The sequence below is a fragment of the Marinomonas profundi genome (genome assembly GCF_020694005.1).
GTDB classification, from domain to species: Bacteria; Pseudomonadota; Gammaproteobacteria; order Pseudomonadales; family Marinomonadaceae; genus Marinomonas; species Marinomonas profundi.
Genome location: NZ_CP073013.1, coordinates 3556771 through 3579792, shown reverse-complemented (window position 1 = coordinate 3579792; position 23022 = coordinate 3556771). Strand labels below are relative to the sequence as shown.

Here is a 23022-nt window from a genome sequence, read left to right as displayed (position 1 = left end):
CTGAATTCAGTATGTTAAATAAGAAATACTAAGTTCCGCAAGATTTAATGTGTGAAACAATACAGGGATCGCTTGTCATATAAAAGGTGTTTGCTTAATATCAGCGCCCCTAGAGATCAAACTTCGTGCAATGTGGATTTGCAGACCTACTTTATAAAAGGCTTACACAGTTCAATGGGAAAATCACTGGTTATCGTGGAGTCGCCAGCAAAGGCGAAAACCATCAATAAATACCTAGGCAATGACTTTGTTGTCAAATCGAGTGTAGGACACATCCGAGACTTGCCAACAGGTACTACTGCCACCTCTACGCCTCAAGAGCGAGCAAAGCAGGCTGCTTTGACGCGTAAAATGAGTCCGGAAGAAAAACTTAAGCACAAAAGTAGTAAATCTCGGCAGCAGTTAATTTCTAGAATGGGTGTGGATCCAGAAAGTAACTGGAAAGCACGCTATGAAATTTTGCCAGGCAAAGAAAAAGTCGTCGATGAATTGAAGCGGCTAGCCAAAAACGCTGACACCATCTATCTCGCAACCGATTTGGATAGAGAGGGAGAGGCGATTGCTTGGCACTTGCGAGAGGCTATTGGGGGTGACGACAGTCGCTATAAACGCGTTGTATTTAACGAAATCACCAAAAAAGCCATTAAAGCCGCTTTTGAAACACCCTCTGAACTAGACATGAATCGGGTGAACGCGCAACAAGCGCGACGCTTTCTGGATCGTGTGGTTGGCTTTATGGTGTCGCCTTTGCTTTGGTCAAAAGTGGCGAGAGGGCTTTCTGCCGGTCGAGTTCAGTCGGTTGCGGTGCGTCTGATCGTTGAACGCGAAAAAGAAATTCGTGCTTTTGTGCCAGATGAGTTCTGGGAACTGGATGCCATGTTGGCGACGCCATCGAAAGAGGTGATCAAGTTCGAAGCCGCAAAATATCAAGACAAAGAATATCGTCCTGTCAATAAAGCGCAATCTGACGAGCATCTTGCTCGTTTAGCCGGTGCCAAATATCTGGTTGATAGCCGAGAAGACAAGCCGACAAGCAGTAAACCATCGGCGCCTTTTATTACCTCTACGCTGCAGCAAGCGGCCAGTACGCGTTTGGGTTATGGCGTTAAGAAAACCATGATGCTGGCGCAGCGTTTATATGAAGGTGGTTATATAACGTATATGCGTACTGACTCGACCAATTTGAGTGTCGATGCAGTAGAAACGTTGAGAGGTTATATTCTTTCTAACTTTGGTGAAGCGTATATACCAGAAGAACCGATTCGCTATACCAGTAAAGAAGGCGCTCAAGAAGCTCACGAAGCCATCCGACCTTCGGATGTGAGTATTCGTGTGGATGACTTGCAAGGCATGGAAAAAGACGCTCACCGCTTATATGACTTGATTCGTAGTCAATTCATGGCGTGTCAAATGACTCCGGCGCTCTATACCTCTACAACGATTACCGTGACCAGTGGCGATTATGAGTTTAAGGCCAAGGGGCGTATTTTGCGTTTTGATGGTTACACTCGCGCCATGCAGACAGTAGCGAAAAAAGGCGAAGACAATATCTTGCCAGATGTAGGGCAAGGAGAATATCTGGATCTTAAAGAGTTGTTGCCTGAGCAGCATTTCACCAAACCTGTGGCGCGTTTTAGCGAAGCAAGCTTGGTTAAAGAACTTGAGAAGCGCGGCATTGGTCGTCCGTCGACATACGCTTCTATCATTTCTACGATTCAAGATCGTGGTTATGTGCGCGTTGAGAATCGTCGCTTTTACGCTGAAAAAATGGGCGATATTGTGACTGAGCGCTTGGTTGATAGCTTTAATTCTTTAATGAATTTCAGTTTTACAGCGCAAATGGAAGAGCAATTGGACGATATTGCGGAAGGCCATAAAGACTGGATTAAAACGCTGAATGCGTTTTATAAAGATTTCAGCTCCGTGCTTGCGAAAGCCGAGTCGCCAGATGGCGGCATGATGCTAAATGAGCCCACACCGACAGACATTGAGTGTCCAACCTGTTCTCGTCCGATGCAGATTCGTACCGCCAGTACGGGCGTCTTTATGTCTTGTTCTGGTTATGTGCTGCCACCGAAAGAGCGTTGTAAAGCAACGATTAACCTTGTTCGTGGCGATGAAGTGGTTGCGGTAGACGATGAAGAGGGCGAATCTAAAGCGCTCATCAATAAGCATCGCTGTAAAATCTGTGGCTCGGCTATGGACAGCTACTTGATGGATGAGCACCGCAAACTGCATGTTTGTGGTAATAATCCGGCTTGCTCTGGTTACGAAGTGGAAGCGGGTGCGTTTAAGATTAAAGGCTACGACGGTCCGACGCTTGAATGTGATAAGTGTGGCTCTGAAATGCAGCTCAAAACAGGTCGTTTTGGTAAGTATTTCGGTTGTACCAGCGATGACTGTAAAAACACCCGTAAACTGCTGAAAAGTGGTGAAGCCGCGCCGCCAAAAATGGATCCTGTGCCTATGCCTGATCTGGCGTGTCAAAAAGTAGAAGACCACTATGTGCTTCGAGATGGTGCCACTGGTTTGTTCTTGGCGGCCAGTCAATTCCCGCGTAAACGGGAAACTCGTGCGCCCTTGGTGGAAGAGTTATTGCCTTATATGGATCAAATCGATCCTAAGTATCACTTTTTTGCGAAAGCGCCCAGGAAAGATGCTGAAGGGCGCCCCGCTATTATTCGCTACAGCCGTAAGACAAAAGAGCAGTATGTCATGACGGAAGAAGAAGGCAAACCAACGGGCTGGAAGGCGTTTTATGTTGGTTCTAAGTGGGTGATCGAAGAGGGTAAGAAAAAATGAGCGGCGTCACCTTGGCGAGTTTGACCAATCAAAAGCTGGATACGGCAAGGCGTTTTATTCAGCAGAGTCAAGAGAGTGGCGAGGCATGGTTAAACGTTGGGCTGGAAAGTTCGGCTATTTTTCAATTAAGAAGTGCGTTAAATGGCTTGTTGAAAGAAGTGTCGACGGCTTATTCGCTGTCTGGCTCTCTGGATGTCGCTAACTTGCTGCTTGAAGCTGAAAAAAAACAGATAATGATTCCAGTATTAACCGAATTGGCGGACTTGCTTTCGCGCTCTGATTCTTGGTGTTTTCAGTTGAATCAGGCTTATTTGGTGCAGTTTGAATGTCGAGCTTCCGCCTCATCAGTCGTTCAAGGCGATAACCTGATTGGTCGTGGCAGTGATGCTGGCGCATCGGTGAGTTTGTATTTGGCGAAACTGATCGAATTGGTATTACGTTTTAGAGAAGAGTCATCAGAGTATTGAATATGAAAGAGTCCTACCTAGAGATTGTTGAGCTGGATAACGGCGATATTGTGCTGCGTCCAGCCAGTGAAAATGGTGAGGAAACCGTTCCGTTGGCAATATTGCAGATTCCAAATGATACCCGATCTTATTTAAAAGATCGCTATTTTGAATTAGCAAAATGCATGTTCCATGCCGGGGTTGATTTTGTTTACTCAGACGATTCGTTTTTTGATGAAGACTCAGAGTATCTTGATGAAGAAGAGTTTCGTCCTAAAATCTTGCATTAATTTTGTGGGTTTTGTGGCGTGGAATTAATGACCAATAAAAAAGCGACGCTTAGGCTTCGCTTTTTTATTGGTGATTTTGCTTGTTGGTTTTGACGTTTGTCTTGATGATCGAGCTCAAAAACATAGAACTCAAAGACCTTGTCGAATAACCCCAACGGATAAGCCTTCAATGGCAAAATCTTCGCTTTCAAGGTCGACGATGATGTCGTTGAATGCTTCATTTGCTGGAATAAGGCGGACAATATGGCCATTCTGTTCGAAGCGTTTAACCGTTACTTCATCGCCAATGCGGGCGACAACAATTTGCCCATTACGAACCTCAGTGGTTTTGTGTACGGCCAGCAAATCCCCCTCCATAATGCCAATGTCTTTCATGCTGGTGCCTGATACGGACAGAAAGTAGTCGGCTTGAGGAGAAAACATATTGGCGGGTATGTTCACGTGAGAAGCAATGTTCTCTTGCGCCAAAATAGGGTACCCTGCTGCCACTTTGCCGATGACAGGTAGGCCAAGGTCTTCTTTGGCTTCATCATTGGATGCACGGTCAACTAAGCGTATTCCTCGTGAGGCGCCAGACAGCATCTCTATTGCGCCTTTTTTACACAAGGCTTTGAGATGTTCTTCGGCCGCATTAGGGGATTTAAATCCTAGTCGACGGGCTATTTCTGCTCTCGTAGGTGGAAAACCAGTTTCACTGATAAATTCGCGAATGGTTTCTAGTACGTCAGATTGTCTTTTGGTCAATTTAATCATAGGGCATCTGGTTGTTTATACAGTAACTGTTATTATATACAGCATTCTTAACGATACTCAATGATATAAATGCTTTCAGACGAACTAAAAACACAAATTCAACTTGCATACCGAGCCTCTTTGGAGGCGAAGTCCCATAAACCAAGGGCTGGGCAGCGCCAGATGATTGGTGCGATTGCACGCACCTTGGGAAATATTAAACAAGGCTCAGAAGGTGAGCGACTGGATGAAAAACACGTTGCCGTGATTGAAGCCGGTACCGGCACGGGCAAAACCTTGTCGTATTGTCTTGCTGCCATTCCCATTGCGAAAGCGCGAGGCTTGAAATTAATCATTTCTACTGCAACCGTTGCTTTGCAAGAGCAGATTCTGCACAAAGAGTTGCCAGACCTGCTTGAGCATACCGATCTGGTTTTTAAGTACACGCTTGCTAAAGGGCGAGGGCGTTACCTGTGTTTGAATAATCTTGAGGGTTTTTTGAATTCTGAAGAGCAAGCCATGGATGACATGTTTGCGGGCCTTTTTGAGCAGCACCTCCATTCAGACGATGTTAATACCGTGCTTTACCAAGAGATGGATGCCGCCTTGCAAAAAGGCGACTGGGATGGCGACAAAGACAATTGGGCTGGCATCGTCCGTGACCAAGACTGGCGGCGCTTAACCACGGATCATCAGCAATGCACCAATCGTAATTGTGCGAATTATTCAGCTTGTCCGTTCTTTAAAGCGCGGGCAGAGATAGAAGTCGCCGATGTCATTGTGGCCAACCACGACTTGGTGTTGGCAGACTTGTCATTAGGCGGTGGCGCTATTTTGACGCCACCAAAAGACACTATTTATGTGTTTGATGAAGGCCATCACCTGCCTGACAAGGCGATTGGCCACTTTCGACATGAAGTGCGTTTGCAGCAAAGCATCACTTGGCTTCGTCAGCTGGAAAAAAACTTAGTCAACCTTAAGCAAGAGTTGACGAGTGAGGTGAGTTTGACGGGGAATTTATTGTTAAAAATCCCGCAGCAAATACAGAGTGTTGTGAATTTTATTCAATATGCTCAACAAGGTTTGGCTCCTTATATTCAAGGTTTAGGGCTGGATCAAGACAATAACCAACATCGTTTTGTATTTGGTCAGATTCCTGATGAATTGCGCCAATTAGCTTACAGCTTGCAAACGTCCTATCAAAAGTTGTTTAACAGTATTGAAAATATCCAAGATGAATGCAAAAAGACCAAGCAAAATGAAGGCATGGGTGTCACGCCTGAAACCGCCGAAATCTGGCAGCCTATTTTGGGGGTTATTCTTGGTCGTTTAGAGCAATGTATAGGGTTGTGGCGCTTGTATTCTGCGGTTGATGACCAAAATTTTCCGCCTAATGCCCGTTGGTTGGTGTTATCTGGCCAAGGAATGGAGCAAGATATCGAGCTAGGCGGTTCTCCTATCTTGGCCGCCAATACATTAAAGCAACAGCTGTGGGACAAATGTTTTGGGGCGGTCGTTACGTCGGCCACTTTAACCGCTTTGAATCAGTTTCATCGTTTTAATATGCGTTCTGGTGTGCCGAGAGAGAGTGAATATTTACGTGTCATGAGCCCATTTGATTTTCAAAAAAATGGTCTTTTGGTGGTGCCAAATATGCAGCATGAGCCCGGTCGGGTGGAACAGCACACCGCTGAGATTGTTGCCTATTTAGATAAAAACGTGAAGGCGGCAAAAGGCAGCTTGGTGTTGTTTTCTTCACGTCGCCAAATGGAAGAGGTGGCGCAATCTTTATCTGCTGGGTTGCAGGAAATTTTGCTGATGCAAGGAGAGCAATCTAAGCGGGTGATTTTGGATTCACATAAAGCACGTATTGATGAGGGTAAAGGCAGCTTGTTGCTGGGGCTTGCTAGCTTCGCAGAGGGGGTTGATTTGCCGGGAGAGTATTTGACCTGCGTGTACATTGCCAAAATTCCTTTTGCTGTGCCAGATGATCCCGTTGAGGCAACCCTGGCGGAATGGATACAAAAACGTGGCGGTAACCCTTTTATGGAAATCACCATACCAGACGCCTCTTTGCGTTTAGTGCAGGCAACAGGGCGATTGCTCAGAAGTGAGCAAGATTCTGGCGAGATTCATATATTGGATAAGCGTTTACGAACCAAGCGCTATGGTCCGCAGCTAATTAGCAGCTTGCCGCCTTACCGATACTGATAAAGTTCGTTTAACAAACTAGAAGCAAGAGGTGATAAAACCTGATCAATTAGGTACACTCTTGCGAAGATTATTAACCTTATAACACAATAGAAGCGTATAGATTCCAATATGGAAAACCAAACTCAAGAAGCACAAGCAGAAACCACCGCAAAACCTAAGCGTACTCGTCGCCCTAATAAGCGCCCAAGAAATAATGATGACAGCCCAGTAAGTGCCCAAGCGGATACGCCAACCAGCAATGATAGCAATGAGACAAAGCCTGCTGGGAATACAAACGCTAAAATTTGGTCTATAGACGATTTTCCGGTTGCTGAAGTAGAAGGTAAGTTGCGTTTTCATGATTTAAACCTTCCTGATCGAGTGATCAAGTCCATTGCTGAAATGGGATTTGAATACTGTAGTGAAATTCAAGCTGAAACCTTGCCGATGACCTTGCTTGGTTATGACATTATTGGACAAGCACAGACGGGCACGGGAAAAACCGCGGCTTTTTTGATCGCGATGATCAGTGATTTTCTGGATTACCCTCTTGAAGAAAAGCGCGCGAACAATTTTGCGCGTGGTTTGATTATCGCCCCGACTCGTGAATTGGCAATACAGATTGCTGATGAAGCGATTAAGCTTACTTCAAACTGCCATTTGAATGTGGTTACTTTGGTCGGTGGTTTAAGTTATGAAAAACAAAAAATCGCTTTAGAAACCGAAAATGTGGATATTTTGGTGGCAACACCAGGGCGTTTGTTGGACTTTGCTCGCAGTCGCAAGGTGCAATTGGGTAAAGTAGAGTGTTTGGTGCTGGATGAGGCCGATCGCATGCTGTCAATGGGGTTTATTCCGGATGTGAAAAGTATTATCCGCATGACGCCGCACAAAGAACTAAGACAAACCATGTTGTTTAGCGCGACTTTCCCAAAAGATATTCAAGCGCTTGCACAGCAGTGGACCTATTGCCCTAAAGAAGTGTCTGTGGTGCCAAAAGAAGCGACCAATCAGAACATTGATCAGGTGATTTATACCGTTGAAGCCGATCAGAAATGGCCGGTATTAAAACAGTTGATTAATGAAAATGGTGGTCAACGCACAATTATTTTTGCTAACCGCCGTGATGAAACGCGTGATTTGTATGAGCGTTTGCGTAAGGCGAATATTAATTGTGCAATTTTGTCGGGTGAAGTGGCGCAAGATAAGCGAGTGAAAACCTTGAATAATTTTAAAGAAGGCATTATTCAAGTGTTGGTTGCAACCGATGTGGCAGGGCGTGGTATTCACGTCGATAATGTAGAGTTAGTTGTCAATTATTCATTACCAGAAGACCCTGAGGATTATGTGCATCGCATTGGTCGTACGGGTCGTGGCGGCGAAATGGGTAAATCAGTCAGTTTCGCCAGCGAAGACGATGCCTTTATGATCCCAGAAATTGAACGAGTCGTCGGCGAAAGTATTCGCTGTGAATATATGGTTGATACGTCTCGATAAACATCGCTTAGAGACCTTTATGTGACGACTAGGCTGGCCAATATGGTGTTGAACATAGAGTAAGAGTGCTCATTTATACGTTATAAGTTCGGCTTTCTTATTTTGTTGCCTTGGCTGCCTTTGTGACATCTCATAAAGGTCTCGCTTACTTTTAGTGAGACAAGATGAATTTACAACACTACTTTGCAAACTTGGGATCTGAGTTTTCTTCGAAAACTCAGATCCAGCCACTTCATCAGCAGCGCTTGGTTGAATTTAACCCATCGCTCGCGACTTTTCTGTCTATCGATATTAAATCCCCTCCAACAAAACGCCTATTAAGCGGTGAAGACCTTGTGCCTTCTAGCCTGAGTATGGTTTATGCAGGTCATCAATTTGGTGGTTTTTCTGCTCAGTTGGGTGATGGTCGCGGTGTGTTGTTGGGCGAGGTTCGTGGTCAAGATGGCTTATTGTATGATTTGCATATGAAGGGCGCTGGCCCAACGCCGTACTCACGCCGTGGCGATGGTCGTGCGGTGTTACGCTCTTGTATTCGAGAATATTTAGCCAGTGAAGCAATGCATGCTTTGTCGGTGCCTTCTTCTCGCGCACTGGCGCTTTACGATAGCCGTGAGGCGGTGTATCGAGAAACGCCTGAAGCGGGCGCTATGTTATTACGGACGGCGCAAGGGCATATTCGATTTGGTCACTTTGAGTACTTTTTTTATCAGGGCAAACAGGCAGAGCTTGATCAGCTTATCGATTATTGTCTAGAGCATTATTACCCAGATTGTTTGCACACAGAATCACCACTAGAAAGCATGCTGATGGAAGTGGTAAAGCGTACGGCTCGAATGATTGCCAAATGGCAGTCGGTCGGTTTTCAGCATGGCGTGATGAATACAGATAATTTTTCTTTTAGCGGTGAAACGATCGATTATGGGCCCTATGGCTTTATGGAAGACTATGAGCCAAATTGGGTTTGCAACCATTCAGATCATGAGGGTCGCTATGCGTTTTCTCGGCAGCCAGGGGTTGGCTTGTGGAATTTGAATTGCTTAATGCGGTGTTTTTCGAAACACCTTGAAAGAGATCAGCTGATTGCTATTTTGCAATGTTACGAGCCAGAGTTGCAAACTCATTATGACGCCTTGATGATGAAAAAAATGGGCTTGAATTCGGTGCAACAGGTGGATGAATTGTTGCCGTCGTTGCTGACTCTATTGGCGACCGAAAAAATGGATTACAGCGTATTTTTTCGTTTATTGAGTCATTTTGAACAGGGTGACTTTGCGCTTTTGCTTGATGAAGTGGTGGATCGAGAGGCGCTGTCTACTTGGCTTGAGCGCTACGAGCGGGTGCGAATTGAAAATGAATTAGCATGGTCTCAAATCAGTGCTGCTATGTTGGCAGTGAATCCGAAATTTATATTACGGAATTATTTGGCTCATGATGCGATTTTAGCCGCAGAGCGAGGAGATTACTTGCCGTTTCGTCGTTTATTAAATGTGCTCACTCATCCTTTTGATGAGCATCCAGAGTCAGACTTGCTTGCGCAAAGGGCACCTGAATGGGGTAAGTCATTAGAAGTTAGTTGTTCGTCTTAATGGGATTTATGTGGATTTTATTAGGCGATTTTTGGAAGAGAAGTAGACGTTATGAAGCATTCGGTATGTGTATTAGGGGGTGGCAGTTTTGGCACCGCTTTGGCCAATATTATGGCCAAAAATGGGCATCAAGTGAGCCAGTGGATGCGCAATGAGGAGCAGGTTGAAGAGATCAACTTGACGGGATTAAATAGTCGCTATTTGCCCAATGCGCCATTGCATCGAGAATTATTAGCGACGAGTAATTTAGAGCAGGCAATACGCGACAGCGATACAGTGTTTGTTTCGATTCCCTCGAAGTCGTTTGAGCAGGTAGTGCAGCGAATTGAGCCTTGGTTGACGGCGGATAAAATATTAATCAGCACCACTAAGGGATTTAATCCAAATCGTTTTGAACTTATGAGTGATATTTTGCGTCGAAACCCTATTACGCAAAAAATAGGGGTGCTGAGTGGCCCTAATTTGGCCAAAGAGATTGCCGCAGGTCAAATGACTGGATCGGTTATCGCCAGTGTGGACGACCAAGTGCGTCGGCGGGTAATTGAGCTGTTAAAGTCGCCCACTTTTCGTGTCTATGAAAACAAAGACAGCGCTGGGGTTGAGCTGGCGGGTGCGTTAAAAAATATTTATGCAATTGTATGCGGTCTTGCCAAAGCCTTAAAGGTGGGTGAAAACACGATGGCAATGATATTGACCCGTAGCTTGGCAGAAATGAGCCGATTTGCGGTGCACTTTGGTGCAAACCCAATGACGTTTTTAGGGCTTGCTGGGATGGGAGACTTAATTGCGACTTGCACTTCGCCTTTGAGTCGCAATTATCGCGTGGGGTTTGCCATTGGTTCCGGGGAGAATCTAGAAGATGCAGTGGGGGGCATTGGCGAGGTGGCTGAAGGTGTGAATACCTTGAAAATGGTGGTGGATGAGGCTCATAAGCATGGTTTGTATATGCCGCTTGCTGAAGGTTTGTCTAAATTATTGTTTGAAAACGCCACGCTGGAATCGTTGATTGGTTCAATGATGACGGGTGAGCAAAAATGGGATGTCGAATTTGCGACAAATGAGGAGAATAATAATGTCTAAACCAGGGTATGCGGATCAAGGATTTTGGTTTCGCGTGATTTTTATGCTGCTGTATTGGGTGGTATTAAACATTGCCGTGACTGTGTTTGGTTTTTTGCTCGTTTTGGTAAGTTTAGTGAAGCTCGGTTCAAAGCATGAGCCTGTTACCTTGTCTAATTGGCTGCAAGGCGTGACGGCTTTTATTGGTCAAATCTTTGCCTTTTTAGCCTATAAAACCGAAGAAAAACCCTTTCCGTTTCAGCCTTGGCCTCAGGTGAGTGTGGATGAAGAAGCGTAAACGTCTTTATGTCTTACGTCATGGCAATGCTCAGCCTTATGGCTATGATCAAGATGAACGTCGAGAGCTAACCGAATTGGGTGTGGCCGAGGTGAAGGTGGTTGCTCAGGCATTTAAGGCCAAGTCGGAAAGGTTCGATGTGGTGATGGTGAGTCCTTATATTCGTGCTCAGCAGACGGCGAAAGTTTTTCTAGCGGACCTTGATGTGTCTGTTGAAGTGAAAGAATGCTCTTTGATTACGCCAAATGGTCGCGAGATGGAGGTGGCTCTTTGGTTAAGTGAGCAGCCTTATGAGTCAATTTTATTGGTGACTCATCAGCCTTTTGCCCATCAATTTATTGATTTTTTAGTGGATGAACCCCTGCCGGTAAATTTTGCCATGACCACTGCGACGTTAGCGGCAGTGGAAGGGGATTTTATTGCTGGGGCTTGTTGCCAGTTTAGATGGCATTTATCCCCTTTATAGGTCACTGAATTGAAACCAGCATGGATAAAGAAACGTTATTATGGGAAATGAAATTGTCTATCAGTTGCCGCATACAGAAATAGCGGGATTGCAGTGGTTACCAAAGAACGCATCAGCATTAAAGATTTTGTCATTACATGGCTGGTTAGACAACGCCGAGAGTTTTTCTAATTTATCGCCGCATTTAGCGAATTTTTCGCATACCGCGATTGATTTTGCGGGTCATGGTTTGTCCATTCATCGCCCCGCAGGAAGTTTTTATCACCTATGGGACCATGTGTTGGATGTGGTGTCTATTTTGAATCAATCCAAGCAAAGTGTTTGGCTGATTGGTCACAGTATGGGGGGCGCGGTTGCGATGCTTGTGGCGGCCATTGCGCCCGATAAAGTTCGCGGTTTGATTGTGTTGGATAATATGGGGCCGTTGAGTGCCTCGCCAAGCGAACGCGTTGTGAATTTACAGCGTTCAGTCAATAAAATGCTTAAGTACCGTTTAGGGAAAGACACCCGTTACCCCACCAAAGAGGCGATGGTGTTGGCAAGAATGGAGGGTTTTACCTCGTTATCACGGTTGGCGTCTACAATATTAGTAGATCGAGGTGCTAGGCAAAATGATGAAGGTGGTTGGGTTTGGCGCCATGACGGCAAATTGACTTTTCCCTCACCTTTTCGAATGGATGAAGAGGGTGTTGAGGCTTTTATTCAAGAAATTAAGTGCCCAACGCTGGCTTTGGTGGCGAATAACGGTATCTATCAGGACAATCGTTTGCTGGTCGATAAGCGGGCAGCGCAGTTTCCTTGGATAAAACTTAAATGGCTAGACGGTAATCATCATTTTCATCTTGAGCCTGATAGTTGTGCCCTTGTTGCTGCTGAAATCCAGCAATTTATTGATCAAAACTAATTGTGTCATCCGCTTATTTGGGTGGGATTATAGGAAAATCGTATGGTAAAGCGTCGTGTACTATTACTTTGCTCGCTCTGTTTGTTAAGCAGCTTGTCTTTCGCTAGTGTGTTGAGCATTGAACCTTATCGAGATGCACAGCTTGTTAAAAGTCGCTCTCAGGCGGATCAAGGTGTTGATGTGCCTCTGAGCAAAATTCAGCGAGCAGGTCGAGGTTGGGAGCCTGAATCGGTTGTGCGCATTCAGGGGGATTACATCAGTACGCTTTACAAAATTGATCGTAATGCGCTTTTGCCTGATGTCTATTCTCATTATGAGACGCGAATACTGAATAATGGCTATCGCGTTTTATTTCAATGCGATAGCCGTAGTTGCGGCAGTAGTAATGCGTGGGCGAATAACTTCTTTGGCGATTATCTTTTGTATGGCGCAGATCAGAATCAATACTTATTGGTGGTGAAAAACGATCAGGATGTCTATCGAATTCTTTACATCAATCGCCGTGGTGCAGGCGATGTTATGGTGCGTATGGATGAAGTGAAATCAGCAGAAGCCAGAGGGAGCGAAGCAAATATTACTGCTCAGATGGATGCGCAGGATACCCCTCGAATACGTCGCTTTATAAATGATTTGTCACCGGGACAAAAAGTCATTGGCTTTGTTACCAGTCGGCAAACGAACGCCTTGAACGCAATAGAAGCTGGGGATCAACTTATTTCAACGATTTCTGCCGGCTTGGGCGATCAGCTTAAGGATAGAGTGCGCTTTATAAACTTGGCAGACCTTGGTCGTGAGTCGCTAGGTGTTGGGCGTATTTCCTTTGTTTATGTTCGTCCTTAGGTGGTCGCGGTGAATACAAAAAAAACAGTGGCTCTTATCTTGGGCAGCGGCGCGGCGCGCGGTCATGCGCATATTGGCGTGATTCAGGCTGTTGAAGAGCGTGGTTATGATATTATTAGTATTTCTGGTTGTTCTATTGGTGCCATTGTCGGTGGCGTTTTTGCCGCAGGCAAGCTGCCAGAGTATCGTGAGTGGGCAGAATCGCTTGATCGCCTGAGCGTGATTCGCTTATTGGACATGTCCTTGTTGAATGGCGGCTATATTAAAGGCGATCGTTTTTTCGAGAAGATCCAAGGCATGATAGGGGAACCTGCTATTGAGTCTTTGCCTATTGATTATACCTCCGTTGCGGTGGATCTGTTGAATCAGAAAGAGTTCTGGTTTCAGCGTGGCGACTTGATTAGCGCGATGCGTGCTTCTTCTGCGATCCCTTCTATTGTGTCGCCCGTGTCATTAAATGGTCGGATGTACGTTGATGGCGGTGTTTTGAACCCTTTGCCTATTATTCCTTCTGTGCCAGCGGGGGCGGATTACATTATTGCAGTGGATCTAAATGGTCCAGCAGAAGGCGTGTTAGAAAATGTTTCAGGTGAACGTCCTAGTGCGCCTGCTTGGTGGTTAAATACAAAAGGTTTCTTTGCTAAAGAAAAAGACGATGCAGAAGAAAAACCTAAATACTCGCCAGAAAGCTGGGGGCGTTTACAAACCATTAACATGATGTTTGAAACCATGCAGGAGTCTCTTACTCAGTACAAGCTGGCTGGCTACCCACCAGATTTATTGATTTCGATGCCGAAAGATATTTCTGGCTTTTACGAGTTCTGGCGAGCGAAGGAGCTGATTGATTTTGGTTACGATGTTGCGCTGAAAGCGCTCGATGGTTTGGAGTCCCCATCTTCAAGTTATTTCTCTTTTCCCAAGGGCTATTAGTTTAGTGTTGGGTTGTCGATCTTTGTGCTGATAGGGTTAATGTTTAGCTCTCTCAGTAAGTGACATAACGAAATAAGCGGCAGCCCGATTAAGCTGTTTGGGTCGCTGCCTTCCATTTTGTCAAACAGGCATACGCCCAGACCTTCGCATTTAAAGCTTCCTGCGCAGTCGAGAGGCTGCTCTAGGGTCACGTAATGGATGATTTCTGGCTCGGTTAGTGTTCTAAAATACACGTGGTATTCATTTAATCGATATTGATAGGTTTGATCTTGTTGGTTGAACACACAGAGGCCAGTTAAAAAACTCACTTTTTTACCGCTGAACTCAGAAAGCTGTTTGATGGCGTTGTTTTCGGTGAGCGGTTTGCCTAAGATTTTGGTGCCTAAAACGGCGACTTGGTCGGATGCAATAATGATGGCATCAGTCGATTTTTTATTTGATAGGCGCTCGTGGTGAACGGCGAAGGCTTTGGCGATGGAGAGGCGTTTTACTAAGTCTGCAGCGGATTCTTGAGCGAGCGGGCTTTCGTCAATGTCGGGTGAATGGCATTCGAAGGGGATTCTCAGGCGCTCTAATAGCGCTTTTCGATAAGGAGACGAAGAACCTAAGATAAGCTGTGTTTGCATTGTTTTTGGGTCACTTTTCGAAAATTAAAATGGAATGTCAGGGGATTTTACTTTTTTTACACTGAAATGCTTTAAAAGAGTGAAAAAAACCCGTTTAACCGCACTTAGACTTTGACAATAAGAGCCCTTGGCAATATTATTCCCCGCCATGTTGAATGATACATTACCTAAATATTTTGACCCTCGAAAATACGCCAGCCATGAGTCGGCGTTCGAAGGGTACGTGCCCCTTAATCAATTTAAGGAGCTTTGTGCTATCTTAGCCTCTGATGAGGGTAATGCTTTTATTCATCTAGACTTTAGAGTTGATGAGGATAGGCGTTATATTGCTACCGGATCATTAACCGCTCAAGTACAAGTTGTTTGTCAGCGTTGTATGGGGGCTGTTGCACATGATTTGGCGTTAGATTTGTCGCTGGGATTCGTTTATGACGAAGACCATGCAAAAAATCTACCGGCCGATTACGATCCTGTTGTCATGACCGATGGTGAAGTAATTCTGGCAGATATGGTCGAGCAAGAAATTATACTTGCCTTACCAATTGTCGCCTATCACGAAGAAAGTGGTTGCAACCCAACAGCTGTAAAGTATGCCTCGTCTACCGATGACGCACCGGATGACGAAAAACCGAATCCATTTAGTATATTGGCCCAATTAAAGGCCAAGTAAAGTTAGGAGCTCCAAAAATGGCAGTACAAAAAAGTAAAGTTACTCGTTCACGTCGCGGCCAGCGTCGTTCACACGATGCTTTGACTGGTCCAACTCTTTCTGTAGAAAAGACGACTGGTGAACTTCACCGTCGTCACCACATTTCTGCAGATGGTTTTTACCGTGGTCGTCAAGTTATCACCCCTAAAGGTGAGTAACTAAGATACCCATGATCAGGGTAGCTTTAGACGCTATGGGCGGGGACTTAGGTCCCCGCATTGCATTTGACGGTGCAGTGGAGATTCTTTCTCGCCATCAAGATGTCATCATCACCCTTTATTACTCTCCTCATTCCGGTTTGGAACTTCCTGCGCCTCATGAACGTTTATCTCTGATTACTTGCTCTGATGTCATTAATGGAGATGAAGAGATTGTTTTGTCTTTATTTCGCCGTCGTAACAGCACGCTTTATCAGTCTTTAAATGCATTGGCTCAGCGGTCATCGGATGTGGTTGTTACCTTGGGGAATACGGGGGCTATGGTTGCATTGGCGCGCCATATTTTAGGGGTGTTACGGCCTAAGCTTTATCCGGCATTGATTAGAGAGCTTTACTCTAACCCGTTGCGTTGTTTGGTGGATTTAGGGGCGAATGTACATTGTCCGCCGTCAATGTTGGTGGGTTTTGCAGAACTGGGTGCGGCCTATATTGAGGCGCTGAGTGTTGAACCACCCAGGGTTGGGTTGTTAAATGTAGGTGTCGAAAGCTCGAAAGGCAGTGCCGTTATTCGAGAGACGGATCGACTTTTGGCCAGTAAAAAATGGCCTGAGTATTGTGGTTATGCCGAAGGAACGGAATTATTCGATGGCGATAAAAACGTCATTGTGTGTGATGGCATGGTCGGCAATGCGGTGTTAAAAGCATCAGAAGGGCTGCTGTCTTTTATGATGAGTAAATTTAAAGCCGTGGACGGCGCATCATCTTTGTTTGAGACGTTTTACCAAACTGAACGCAGGCATGGCGCTTGCCTAGTTGGCGTGCGTGGCAATTTGGTAAAAGGTCATGGTTGTTCAGATTTGTCTGCTATGATTGGTGCAATTGAGTATGGAATTGATATTGCGCGGGCAGATTTGTATTCTGCAATAGAAGCGCGACTTTGTAATGAAGCTTTATAGTCAGGAGAGTAAATGAGCAGTAAATTAGCTTTTGTTTTTCCAGGTCAGGGTTCTCAGCAGTTGGGAATGTTGGCGGATTTGGCCGAAAAGCACGACATAATAGAGCAAACGTTCGCAGAAGCGTCCGAGGTTCTTGGTTATGATTTATGGCGTCTTGTGCAAAATGATGCGGACAAGCTGAGTCAAACCGACAAAACGCAACCGGCCTTGTTGACGGCCAGTGTTGCTTTGTGGCGTCTCTGGGAGCAGCAGGGCGGTGAACAGCCAGCGTATGTTACAGGTCACAGTCTTGGTGAATATTCTGCCTTGGTGTGTGCTGGCGTGATTGCCTTTACGGATGCGGTTGAACTGGTTAAGTTGCGTGGCGAATATATGCAGCAAGCGGTTCCTGCGGGTGAGGGGGCGATGGCGGCAATTATCGGTCTTGATGATGATAAAGTGGTTGCTGCGTGTGACGCGGCGCCAGGTATTGTGAGTGCGGTTAACTTTAATTCGCCAGGTCAGGTTGTTATCGCAGGTCACGTTGCGGCAGTAGAAGCGGCCATGGCAAACGCAAAAGAAGCGGGTGCCAAGCGGGCTTTGCCTCTGCCAGTGAGCGTTCCGTCTCATTGTGAGCTGATGATTCCTGCCGGTGCGAAGCTGGCTGAAAAACTTGAGACGATTGCGTTTCATTCGCCCACTTGTACTTTGGTGCAGAACGTGACGGCTCAAGCGGTTTCGGATCCTTCTGTCATTAAGGCGAACCTAGTTGCCCAGTTAAGTGAGCCAGTGTTGTGGACGCAATCTGTTGTGTTGCTTGCTGAGCTTGGTGTAACGTCTACGGTAGAATGTGGTCCGGGCAAGGTATTAAGCGGTCTTAATAAGCGAATCGTTAAAGGCTTGGAAACGGCTTCTTTAGGTGATTTGGTTGGGTTTGAAGCGGCTTTATCTGTATAAAGTTTTATTATAGGTTCGAAATAAACGGTTCAAAATACATTGTTGGAGACAAGCATGAGTCTTGAAGGAAAAATCGCACTGGTAACGGGCGCTACTCGCGGTATAGGCAAAGCAATTGCTGTTGCTTTGGTTGAGCAGGGCGCAACGGTTATCGGTACAGCGACCAGTGAGTCGGGTGCGCAAAGTATCGGTGAATATTTAGGGACGAATGGCAAAGGCTGGGTGCTGGATGTATCATCAAGCGAATCCGTTGATGCTGTTGTGAAGGAAATTACAGCGGAATTTGGTGCGCCAACTATTTTGGTTAATAATGCCGGTATTACTCGTGATAACCTTATGATGCGCATGAAGGAAGATGAATGGGGTCAGGTGATTAATACTAACCTTACCTCGGTCTTTCGTGTCACAAAAGCTTGCTTACGTGGCATGACCAAAGCAAAATTCGGTCGTGTTATTAGCATTAGTTCAGTCGTTGGCTCTATGGGGAATGGTGGACAAACCAATTATTCCGCGGCAAAAGCCGGTCTAGAAGGATTTAGTCGTTCTTTGGCGGCAGAGATTGCGTCTCGTGGAATTACGGTCAACTGTGTTGCCCCAGGGTTTATCGAAACAGATATGACTAAGGTGTTGCCTGAAGAGCATAAGGCTAAATTGGTCGAAAAAGTGCCTTCATCACGTCTTGGTCAACCCGAAGAAATTGCGGCAGCTGTCGCGTTTTTGGCGTCAAATGGCGCCGCTTACATCACCGGTGAGACATTACATGTCAATGGCGGTATGTATATGTCGTAATTTGAGTTGAATTTTATGTTTAATTCAACGAAAATACGTCTCCGGTTCATGTCGAGAATCACGCCTTTTAGGTGATCGAATTTTTATAATATGCTCACACTGAGCTGTTAATGAGTAGAGTAGGAACTTCTAATGAGTAGCATTGAAGAACGCGTTAAAAAAATCGTTTGTGAACAACTAGGCGTTAAAGAAGAAGATGTTGTTGCTTCAGCATCTTTTGTTGATGACCTAGGTGCCGATTCCCTAGATACTGTTGAGCTAGTAATGGCTCTTGAAGAGGAATTTGATACTGAAATTCCTGATGAAGAAGCAGAGAAAATCACTACTGTACAAGCAGCGAACGATTACATAAACGCTAACTTGTAATACATTGGTGAAATGAGTTTCCCGAAAAGCCGCTTGTATTCGTTACAGCGGCTTTTCTTATTAATAGCCCATGATGGTTAAGGGTGAATGACTGGAGGAATCTTATGTCTCGTCGTCGGGTTGTAGTCACAGGTATGGGAATGGTGACACCCCTTGGCAATAATGTGAAAGATACGTGGGATAACATACTGGAAGGTAAGAGCGGTGTTTCGGAGATCACCTCTTTTGATGCTAGCCAGTTTTCCACTCGTTTTGCGGCACAGGTAAATGGCTTTGATGCGACTCAATATATGAGCGTGAAAGAGGCCCGCAAAATGGATCTTTTCATTCAATATGGTATCGCCGCGGCCGTGCAGGCGTTAGAGGATGCAAATTTAAATGCAGAGACTGCCGATTTAAATCGCGTTGGTTGTGCGATTGGTTCTGGTATTGGCGGTTTGCCAATGATTGAAAAAAACCTAGAGCTATTGAATGAATCCGGTCCAAAACGTATTTCTCCTTTTTTTGTACCAGGCGCGATTATTAATATGATTTCTGGTCATGTTGCCATTCGTTTTGGCTTTAAAGGCCCTAATATTTCCATTGTCACCGCCTGTACAACAGGGACGCATAATATTGGCATGGCGGGCCGAATGATTGCCTACGGTGATGCCGATGTGATGATTGCTGGCGGTGCTGAGATGGCCATTACGCCACTGGGTATTGGTGGTTTTGGGGCGGCTCGGGCCTTGTCTACTCGTAATGATGATTATAAAACAGCCAGTCGCCCTTGGGATAAAGACCGCGATGGTTTTGTGATGGGCGATGGTGCGGGTATTTTGGTGCTGGAAGAATATGAGCACGCAGTGGCTCGAGGTGCGAAAATATACGCTGAGCTTGTGGGGTTTGGTATGAGTGATGATGCGCACCACATGACGGCTCCACCGGAAGATGGCGAAGGCGCGGCGTCTGCCATGCGTGCCGCTCTAAAGGATGCCAAGCTGACCCCTTTAGACATTGATTATATAAATGCTCATGGTACGTCGACGCCTGCTGGCGATTTGGCCGAAACGCAAGCAGTGAAGTCTCTGATGGGAGACGATGCCTCTGACGTGGCAATCAGTTCAACTAAGTCGATGATAGGGCATTTATTGGGGGCTTCTGGTGCGGTTGAGTCCATTTTTTCGATCTTGGCGATTCGAGATCAAGTGGCGCCACCGACGATAAACCTAGAAGAGCAAGGCGAAGGCTGTGATTTAAACTATATTCCGGGTACGCCGCAAAAGCGTAAAATAGAGGTTGTGCTGAATAACTCTTTTGGGTTTGGCGGGACGAACGGAACACTTGTTTTTAAGAAAATGCCTTAAAGGCAAGTGGGCGGACTCAGTGCCGCCCACTTGTTGTGTTTTGCTCATGATTAATGAATTTGTGTTGATATGCCGCGTAGCGTGCTGATTTCTTTTGTTATATCGTACGTTTCGTTGCGGCTATCTAGTTCATACAAACGATCTTCTAGCTGTTGGTAAAGGGCGATTTCTTCGTCACCTAAAAAGTGTAAGCACTCTCCCCCGACGAACCACAGCAGTTCTCGTTTTATTAAAGGAACTAGGTTCGCATAGCAACGAATGAAGCGCGATAATATTTCTTGGGCATCAAAAGTATAGTCATGGGTATTTTTCTGGATATTGCTCGTCAGCTCATCCCATTTTGTTAAAAAATCCAGTTCTTCTTCTGCTAAGTCTGGCTGGTTGAATGGTGCATGTTCTGCAATTCGCTGGCGCAGATCAGAAAAAGCATCAAGTATGTATTGTGTGCGTGATTCCACGTAAAACCCTATTCAAGTAAATAATTATTAGTCGGCCATGCCGTACGAGAGTTTCAATTATGACATATGCAATCGAAATTAGTGACCTTAAAAAACGCTATGATGGTGGATTTGAAGCGCTAAAAGGGATCAATTTAAATGTTGAAAAAGGCGATTTTTTTGCATTGCTGGGGCCTAATGGCGCCGGTAAGTCGACCACTATCGGCATTTTATGCTCGTTGGTGAATAAAACATCGGGCCGGGTGTCTATTTTTGGTACGGACATTGATAAAGATTTTGCCAAAGCCAAACAATATTTAGGGGTGGTGCCGCAAGAGTTTAACTTTAATGTGTTCGAAACCGTGTTTAACGTGGTGGTAACGCAAGCGGGGTTTTACGGCATCGGTCGTTCTGTGGCCGAAGAGCGCGCGGAAAAATACCTAAAGCAATTGGATCTTTGGGATAAACGGAATGATCAATCTCGAATGTTGTCTGGCGGTATGAAGCGTCGTTTGATGATCGCAAGAGCCTTAATTCATGAGCCAGAAGTGCTTATTTTAGACGAGCCAACCGCTGGGGTAGACATTGAACTGCGTCGTTCTATGTGGGAGTTCATCAAAAAGTTAAATGAGCAAGGTACAACGATTATTTTGACGACGCATTATTTAGAAGAAGCGGAACAGCTATGTCGTAACATTGCCATTATCAACGCTGGGGAAATTGTCGAAAATACCAGCGTTAAAGCCTTGTTGAAAACACTGAATCAGGAAACCTTTATTTTAGATCTGGATACCCGATTGCCTGATGATTGGTCTTTGCCGGGCTTTAGTGTTGCGGTAAGTAAAGACGCTACTACGGTAGAGGTGGAGGTCATTAAAGGGCAGTCTATTAATGCGATTTTTAAGGCGCTAGATTCTATTGCTATCAATGTGGTCAGTATGCGTAATAAGTCCAATCGACTTGAAGAGCTCTTCGTTAAATTAATTAAAGGCTAAGCAGATGAAAAATTCGGAAATTTGGGTCGCGTTTTATACTATTTTAGTCAGGGAAATTCGTCGCTTTACTCGTATTTGGCCGCAAACATTGTTGCCACCAGCCATTACGATGACCTTGTATTTCGCTATATTTGGTAACTTGATTGGTGACCGAATTGGCGAAATGGGGGGCTTTAGCTATATGCAATATATTGTGCCTGGTTTAATCATGATGTCTATTATTACCAACGCCTATTCGAATGTATCATCGTCTTTTTTCTCGGCCAAGTTTCAGCACAGCGTACAAGAGTTACTGGTATCGCCGACACCCAATTGGGTGATTCTGCTGGGTTACACACTAGGCGGTGTGGCACGAGGCTTGTGTGTGGGTTTGATTGTTACTGTGCTGTCGTTGTTTTTTACGCACTTAGCGCTGGAGAGCTTGTTTTTGACTGTGTTGGTGGTGTGTTTGACGGCGGTGATGTTTTCGCTGGGGGGATTTGTTAATGCCATTTACGCTCGAAGCTTTGATGATGTCTCTATTGTCCCTACATTCATTTTAACGCCTCTAACGTATCTTGGTGGGGTGTTTTATTCTATCGATTTATTACCCGACTTCTGGCAGTCTGTTTCGCTTTTAAACCCTGTTCTTTATATGGTTAATGCGTTTCGCTACGGTATTTTGGGTGTGTCTGATATCAATGTGTATTGGGCGCTGGTAATTGTTTGTGTGTTTATTGTGGTGTTATTTGGTTTTGGTCTGCGTTTGCTCAATCAGGGCAAAGGTATTAGAAGTTGAGGAAGTGATATGGGTTTTTTACCCTTAGGTCAGCAAACAGAGTATGTTTCTGAGTACGATTCAGGGTTGCTTTACCCCATTGCAAGAGTGGATAAATGGACCGAAATGGGCATTGAGTCCGAACGCTTACCCTTTTATGGTGAAGATGTTTGGAATGCGTATGAGTTGTCTTGGTTAAATGCGAAAGGAAAGCCAGTTGTTGCTTTGGCGGAGATTCGTTTACCCTGTGATTCGCCTAATATTATTGAATCTAAATCGTTTAAATTGTATTTAAATTCATTGAATCAAATGCGTTATGACTCTATGGAAGCAGTGCAAGCCATCCTTGAGAAGGATCTTTCTAACGCGGCGGGTGCTGCTGTGACGGTGATGATTCGGGATGTTGATTCGATGGCGTCGCTGGTCGTCTTGACCCCAGACTACTGCATTGATGAATTGGATGTGGATGTGTCGGAATACCATCCTAACGCGGGGTTGTTGGCAACGGACAAGACGGTTGGGGTTGTCGAAGAGCGTGTGGTGAGCCACCTGTTAAAATCCAATTGCCCTGTTACCAATCAACCTGATTGGGGGGCGGTTTTTATTGAGTACAAAGGCCCTAAAATTCACCATGACAGCTTATTAAAGTATGTTATTTCTTTTCGTGAGCATACGGATTTTCATGAGCAATGTGTTGAGCGTATTTTTATCGACATCATGCGTCAGTGTCAGCCAGAAAGCTTAACGGTTTATGCGCGTTATGTAAGGCGCGGAGGATTGGACATCAACCCTTACCGTTCTTCAGTCCCGCTGGTGCTAGGGAATAATCGTCTTACACGCCAGTAGTGTGATCAAAAAAAACAAAAACCGCATGTTGAATGCGGTTTTTTTGTGCTCAATATTT

25 protein-coding genes are annotated in these 23022 nt (G+C 45.3%); 22 read left to right on the top strand and 3 right to left on the bottom strand.

Annotation, left to right across the window (positions count from 1 at the left end; translation table 11 throughout):
• Positions 1-174 precede the first annotated feature (174 nt).
• The 3 genes from topA to J8N69_RS16725 are packed head-to-tail and all read left to right on the top strand — an operon-like array spanning position 175 to position 3538.
• Positions 175-2802, top strand: a complete 2628-nt coding sequence (topA, locus tag J8N69_RS16735; RefSeq protein WP_168822232.1) for a type I DNA topoisomerase — start codon at positions 175-177, stop codon at positions 2800-2802.
• Positions 2799-3269, top strand: coding sequence for a DUF6586 family protein (locus J8N69_RS16730; RefSeq protein WP_168822233.1), 471 nt, complete (start codon positions 2799-2801; stop codon positions 3267-3269). The genes topA and J8N69_RS16730 overlap by 4 nt, the downstream gene beginning before the upstream one ends.
• A gap of 2 nt (positions 3270-3271) precedes the next feature.
• Positions 3272-3538 (top strand): hypothetical protein, encoded by a 267-nt coding sequence (locus J8N69_RS16725; protein ID WP_168822234.1) that lies wholly within the window; start codon positions 3272-3274, stop codon positions 3536-3538.
• Between the two features lie 129 nt (positions 3539-3667).
• Here J8N69_RS16725 and lexA read toward each other — a convergent pair whose 3' ends face one another.
• On the bottom strand, positions 3668-4291 hold the full coding sequence (gene lexA, locus J8N69_RS16720; RefSeq protein WP_168822235.1) for a transcriptional repressor LexA: 624 nt from the start codon (positions 4289-4291) through the stop codon (positions 3668-3670).
• Between the two features lie 69 nt (positions 4292-4360).
• Here lexA and dinG point away from each other — a divergent pair, with 69 nt between their 5' ends.
• From dinG to J8N69_RS16675, 9 genes are all read left to right on the top strand, one after another.
• A complete protein-coding gene (dinG, locus tag J8N69_RS16715) occupies positions 4361-6481 on the top strand; it encodes an ATP-dependent DNA helicase DinG (protein WP_168822236.1) in 2121 nt (706 codons plus the stop codon).
• A gap of 111 nt (positions 6482-6592) precedes the next feature.
• The gene (locus J8N69_RS16710; protein WP_168822237.1) at positions 6593-7960 is read left to right on the top strand and encodes a DEAD/DEAH box helicase; all 1368 of its coding nucleotides are present in this window, start codon (positions 6593-6595) and stop codon (positions 7958-7960) included.
• Between the two features lie 164 nt (positions 7961-8124).
• Positions 8125-9546 carry a protein adenylyltransferase SelO gene (locus J8N69_RS16705; protein ID WP_168822238.1) on the top strand — a complete coding sequence of 474 codons (1422 nt, stop codon included), beginning with the start codon at positions 8125-8127 and terminating at the stop codon, positions 9544-9546.
• 51 nt (positions 9547-9597) lie between these two features.
• The gene (locus J8N69_RS16700; RefSeq protein ID WP_168822239.1) at positions 9598-10626 is read left to right on the top strand and encodes an NAD(P)H-dependent glycerol-3-phosphate dehydrogenase; all 1029 of its coding nucleotides are present in this window, start codon (positions 9598-9600) and stop codon (positions 10624-10626) included.
• Entirely contained in the window at positions 10619-10903 is a 285-nt protein-coding gene (locus J8N69_RS16695) for a DUF4389 domain-containing protein (RefSeq protein WP_168822240.1), read from the top strand. The genes J8N69_RS16700 and J8N69_RS16695 overlap by 8 nt, the downstream gene beginning before the upstream one ends.
• Entirely contained in the window at positions 10890-11369 is a 480-nt protein-coding gene (gene sixA / locus J8N69_RS16690; RefSeq protein ID WP_168822241.1) for a phosphohistidine phosphatase SixA, read from the top strand. The genes J8N69_RS16695 and sixA overlap by 14 nt, the downstream gene beginning before the upstream one ends.
• Before the next feature lie 40 nt (positions 11370-11409).
• A complete protein-coding gene (locus J8N69_RS16685; RefSeq protein ID WP_168822242.1) occupies positions 11410-12273 on the top strand; it encodes an alpha/beta hydrolase in 864 nt (287 codons plus the stop codon).
• 42 nt (positions 12274-12315) lie between these two features.
• Positions 12316-13113 carry a DUF4892 domain-containing protein gene (locus J8N69_RS16680; RefSeq protein WP_168822243.1) on the top strand — a complete coding sequence of 266 codons (798 nt, stop codon included), beginning with the start codon at positions 12316-12318 and terminating at the stop codon, positions 13111-13113.
• Positions 13114-13122: 9 nt separating this feature from the next.
• On the top strand, positions 13123-14043 hold the full coding sequence (locus J8N69_RS16675) for a patatin-like phospholipase family protein (RefSeq protein WP_168822244.1): 921 nt from the start codon (positions 13123-13125) through the stop codon (positions 14041-14043).
• On the opposite strand, the gene J8N69_RS16670 is transcribed toward J8N69_RS16675, so the two are convergent.
• Positions 14040-14669: a Maf family protein gene (locus J8N69_RS16670; RefSeq protein ID WP_168822245.1), complete on the bottom strand. Its 630-nt coding sequence runs from the start codon at positions 14667-14669 to the stop codon at positions 14040-14042. The genes J8N69_RS16675 and J8N69_RS16670 overlap by 4 nt on opposite strands.
• A gap of 127 nt (positions 14670-14796) precedes the next feature.
• On the opposite strand from J8N69_RS16670, the gene J8N69_RS16665 reads away from it, so the two are divergent.
• The 7 genes from J8N69_RS16665 to fabF all read left to right on the top strand — a co-directional run bounded on the left by J8N69_RS16665 (position 14797) and on the right by fabF (position 19929).
• Positions 14797-15339, top strand: coding sequence for a YceD family protein (locus J8N69_RS16665; RefSeq protein ID WP_227803919.1), 543 nt, complete (start codon positions 14797-14799; stop codon positions 15337-15339).
• A gap of 17 nt (positions 15340-15356) precedes the next feature.
• Positions 15357-15536, top strand: coding sequence for a 50S ribosomal protein L32 (gene rpmF, locus J8N69_RS16660; RefSeq protein WP_072839128.1), 180 nt, complete (start codon positions 15357-15359; stop codon positions 15534-15536).
• Between the two features lie 11 nt (positions 15537-15547).
• Positions 15548-16492, top strand: a complete 945-nt coding sequence (locus J8N69_RS16655; RefSeq protein WP_168822246.1) for a fatty acid synthesis protein — start codon at positions 15548-15550, stop codon at positions 16490-16492.
• 12 nt (positions 16493-16504) lie between these two features.
• A complete protein-coding gene (gene fabD, locus J8N69_RS16650; protein WP_168822247.1) occupies positions 16505-17428 on the top strand; it encodes an ACP S-malonyltransferase in 924 nt (307 codons plus the stop codon).
• Positions 17429-17482: 54 nt separating this feature from the next.
• Positions 17483-18217, top strand: a complete 735-nt coding sequence (fabG, locus tag J8N69_RS16645; protein ID WP_168822248.1) for a 3-oxoacyl-ACP reductase FabG — start codon at positions 17483-17485, stop codon at positions 18215-18217.
• A 132-nt stretch (positions 18218-18349) separates the two neighbouring features.
• Positions 18350-18583, top strand: a complete 234-nt coding sequence (gene acpP / locus J8N69_RS16640) for an acyl carrier protein (protein ID WP_012069834.1) — start codon at positions 18350-18352, stop codon at positions 18581-18583.
• A gap of 104 nt (positions 18584-18687) precedes the next feature.
• Positions 18688-19929, top strand: coding sequence for a beta-ketoacyl-ACP synthase II (gene fabF / locus J8N69_RS16635; RefSeq protein WP_168822249.1), 1242 nt, complete (start codon positions 18688-18690; stop codon positions 19927-19929).
• 50 nt (positions 19930-19979) lie between these two features.
• Here the strand turns inward: fabF and J8N69_RS16630 are convergent, their stop codons facing one another.
• Positions 19980-20387 carry a PA2817 family protein gene (locus J8N69_RS16630; RefSeq protein ID WP_168822250.1) on the bottom strand — a complete coding sequence of 136 codons (408 nt, stop codon included), beginning with the start codon at positions 20385-20387 and terminating at the stop codon, positions 19980-19982.
• A 59-nt stretch (positions 20388-20446) separates the two neighbouring features.
• Here J8N69_RS16630 and J8N69_RS16625 point away from each other — a divergent pair, with 59 nt between their 5' ends.
• From J8N69_RS16625 to queF, 3 genes are read left to right on the top strand one after another with little or no spacing between them, the layout of a single operon-like run.
• The gene (locus J8N69_RS16625; protein ID WP_168822251.1) at positions 20447-21361 is read left to right on the top strand and encodes an ABC transporter ATP-binding protein; all 915 of its coding nucleotides are present in this window, start codon (positions 20447-20449) and stop codon (positions 21359-21361) included.
• Between the two features lie 4 nt (positions 21362-21365).
• The gene (locus J8N69_RS16620; RefSeq protein WP_168822252.1) at positions 21366-22139 is read left to right on the top strand and encodes an ABC transporter permease; all 774 of its coding nucleotides are present in this window, start codon (positions 21366-21368) and stop codon (positions 22137-22139) included.
• Positions 22140-22148: 9 nt separating this feature from the next.
• Positions 22149-22964, top strand: a complete 816-nt coding sequence (gene queF / locus J8N69_RS16615; RefSeq protein WP_168822253.1) for an NADPH-dependent 7-cyano-7-deazaguanine reductase QueF — start codon at positions 22149-22151, stop codon at positions 22962-22964.
• Positions 22965-23022 lie beyond the last annotated feature (58 nt).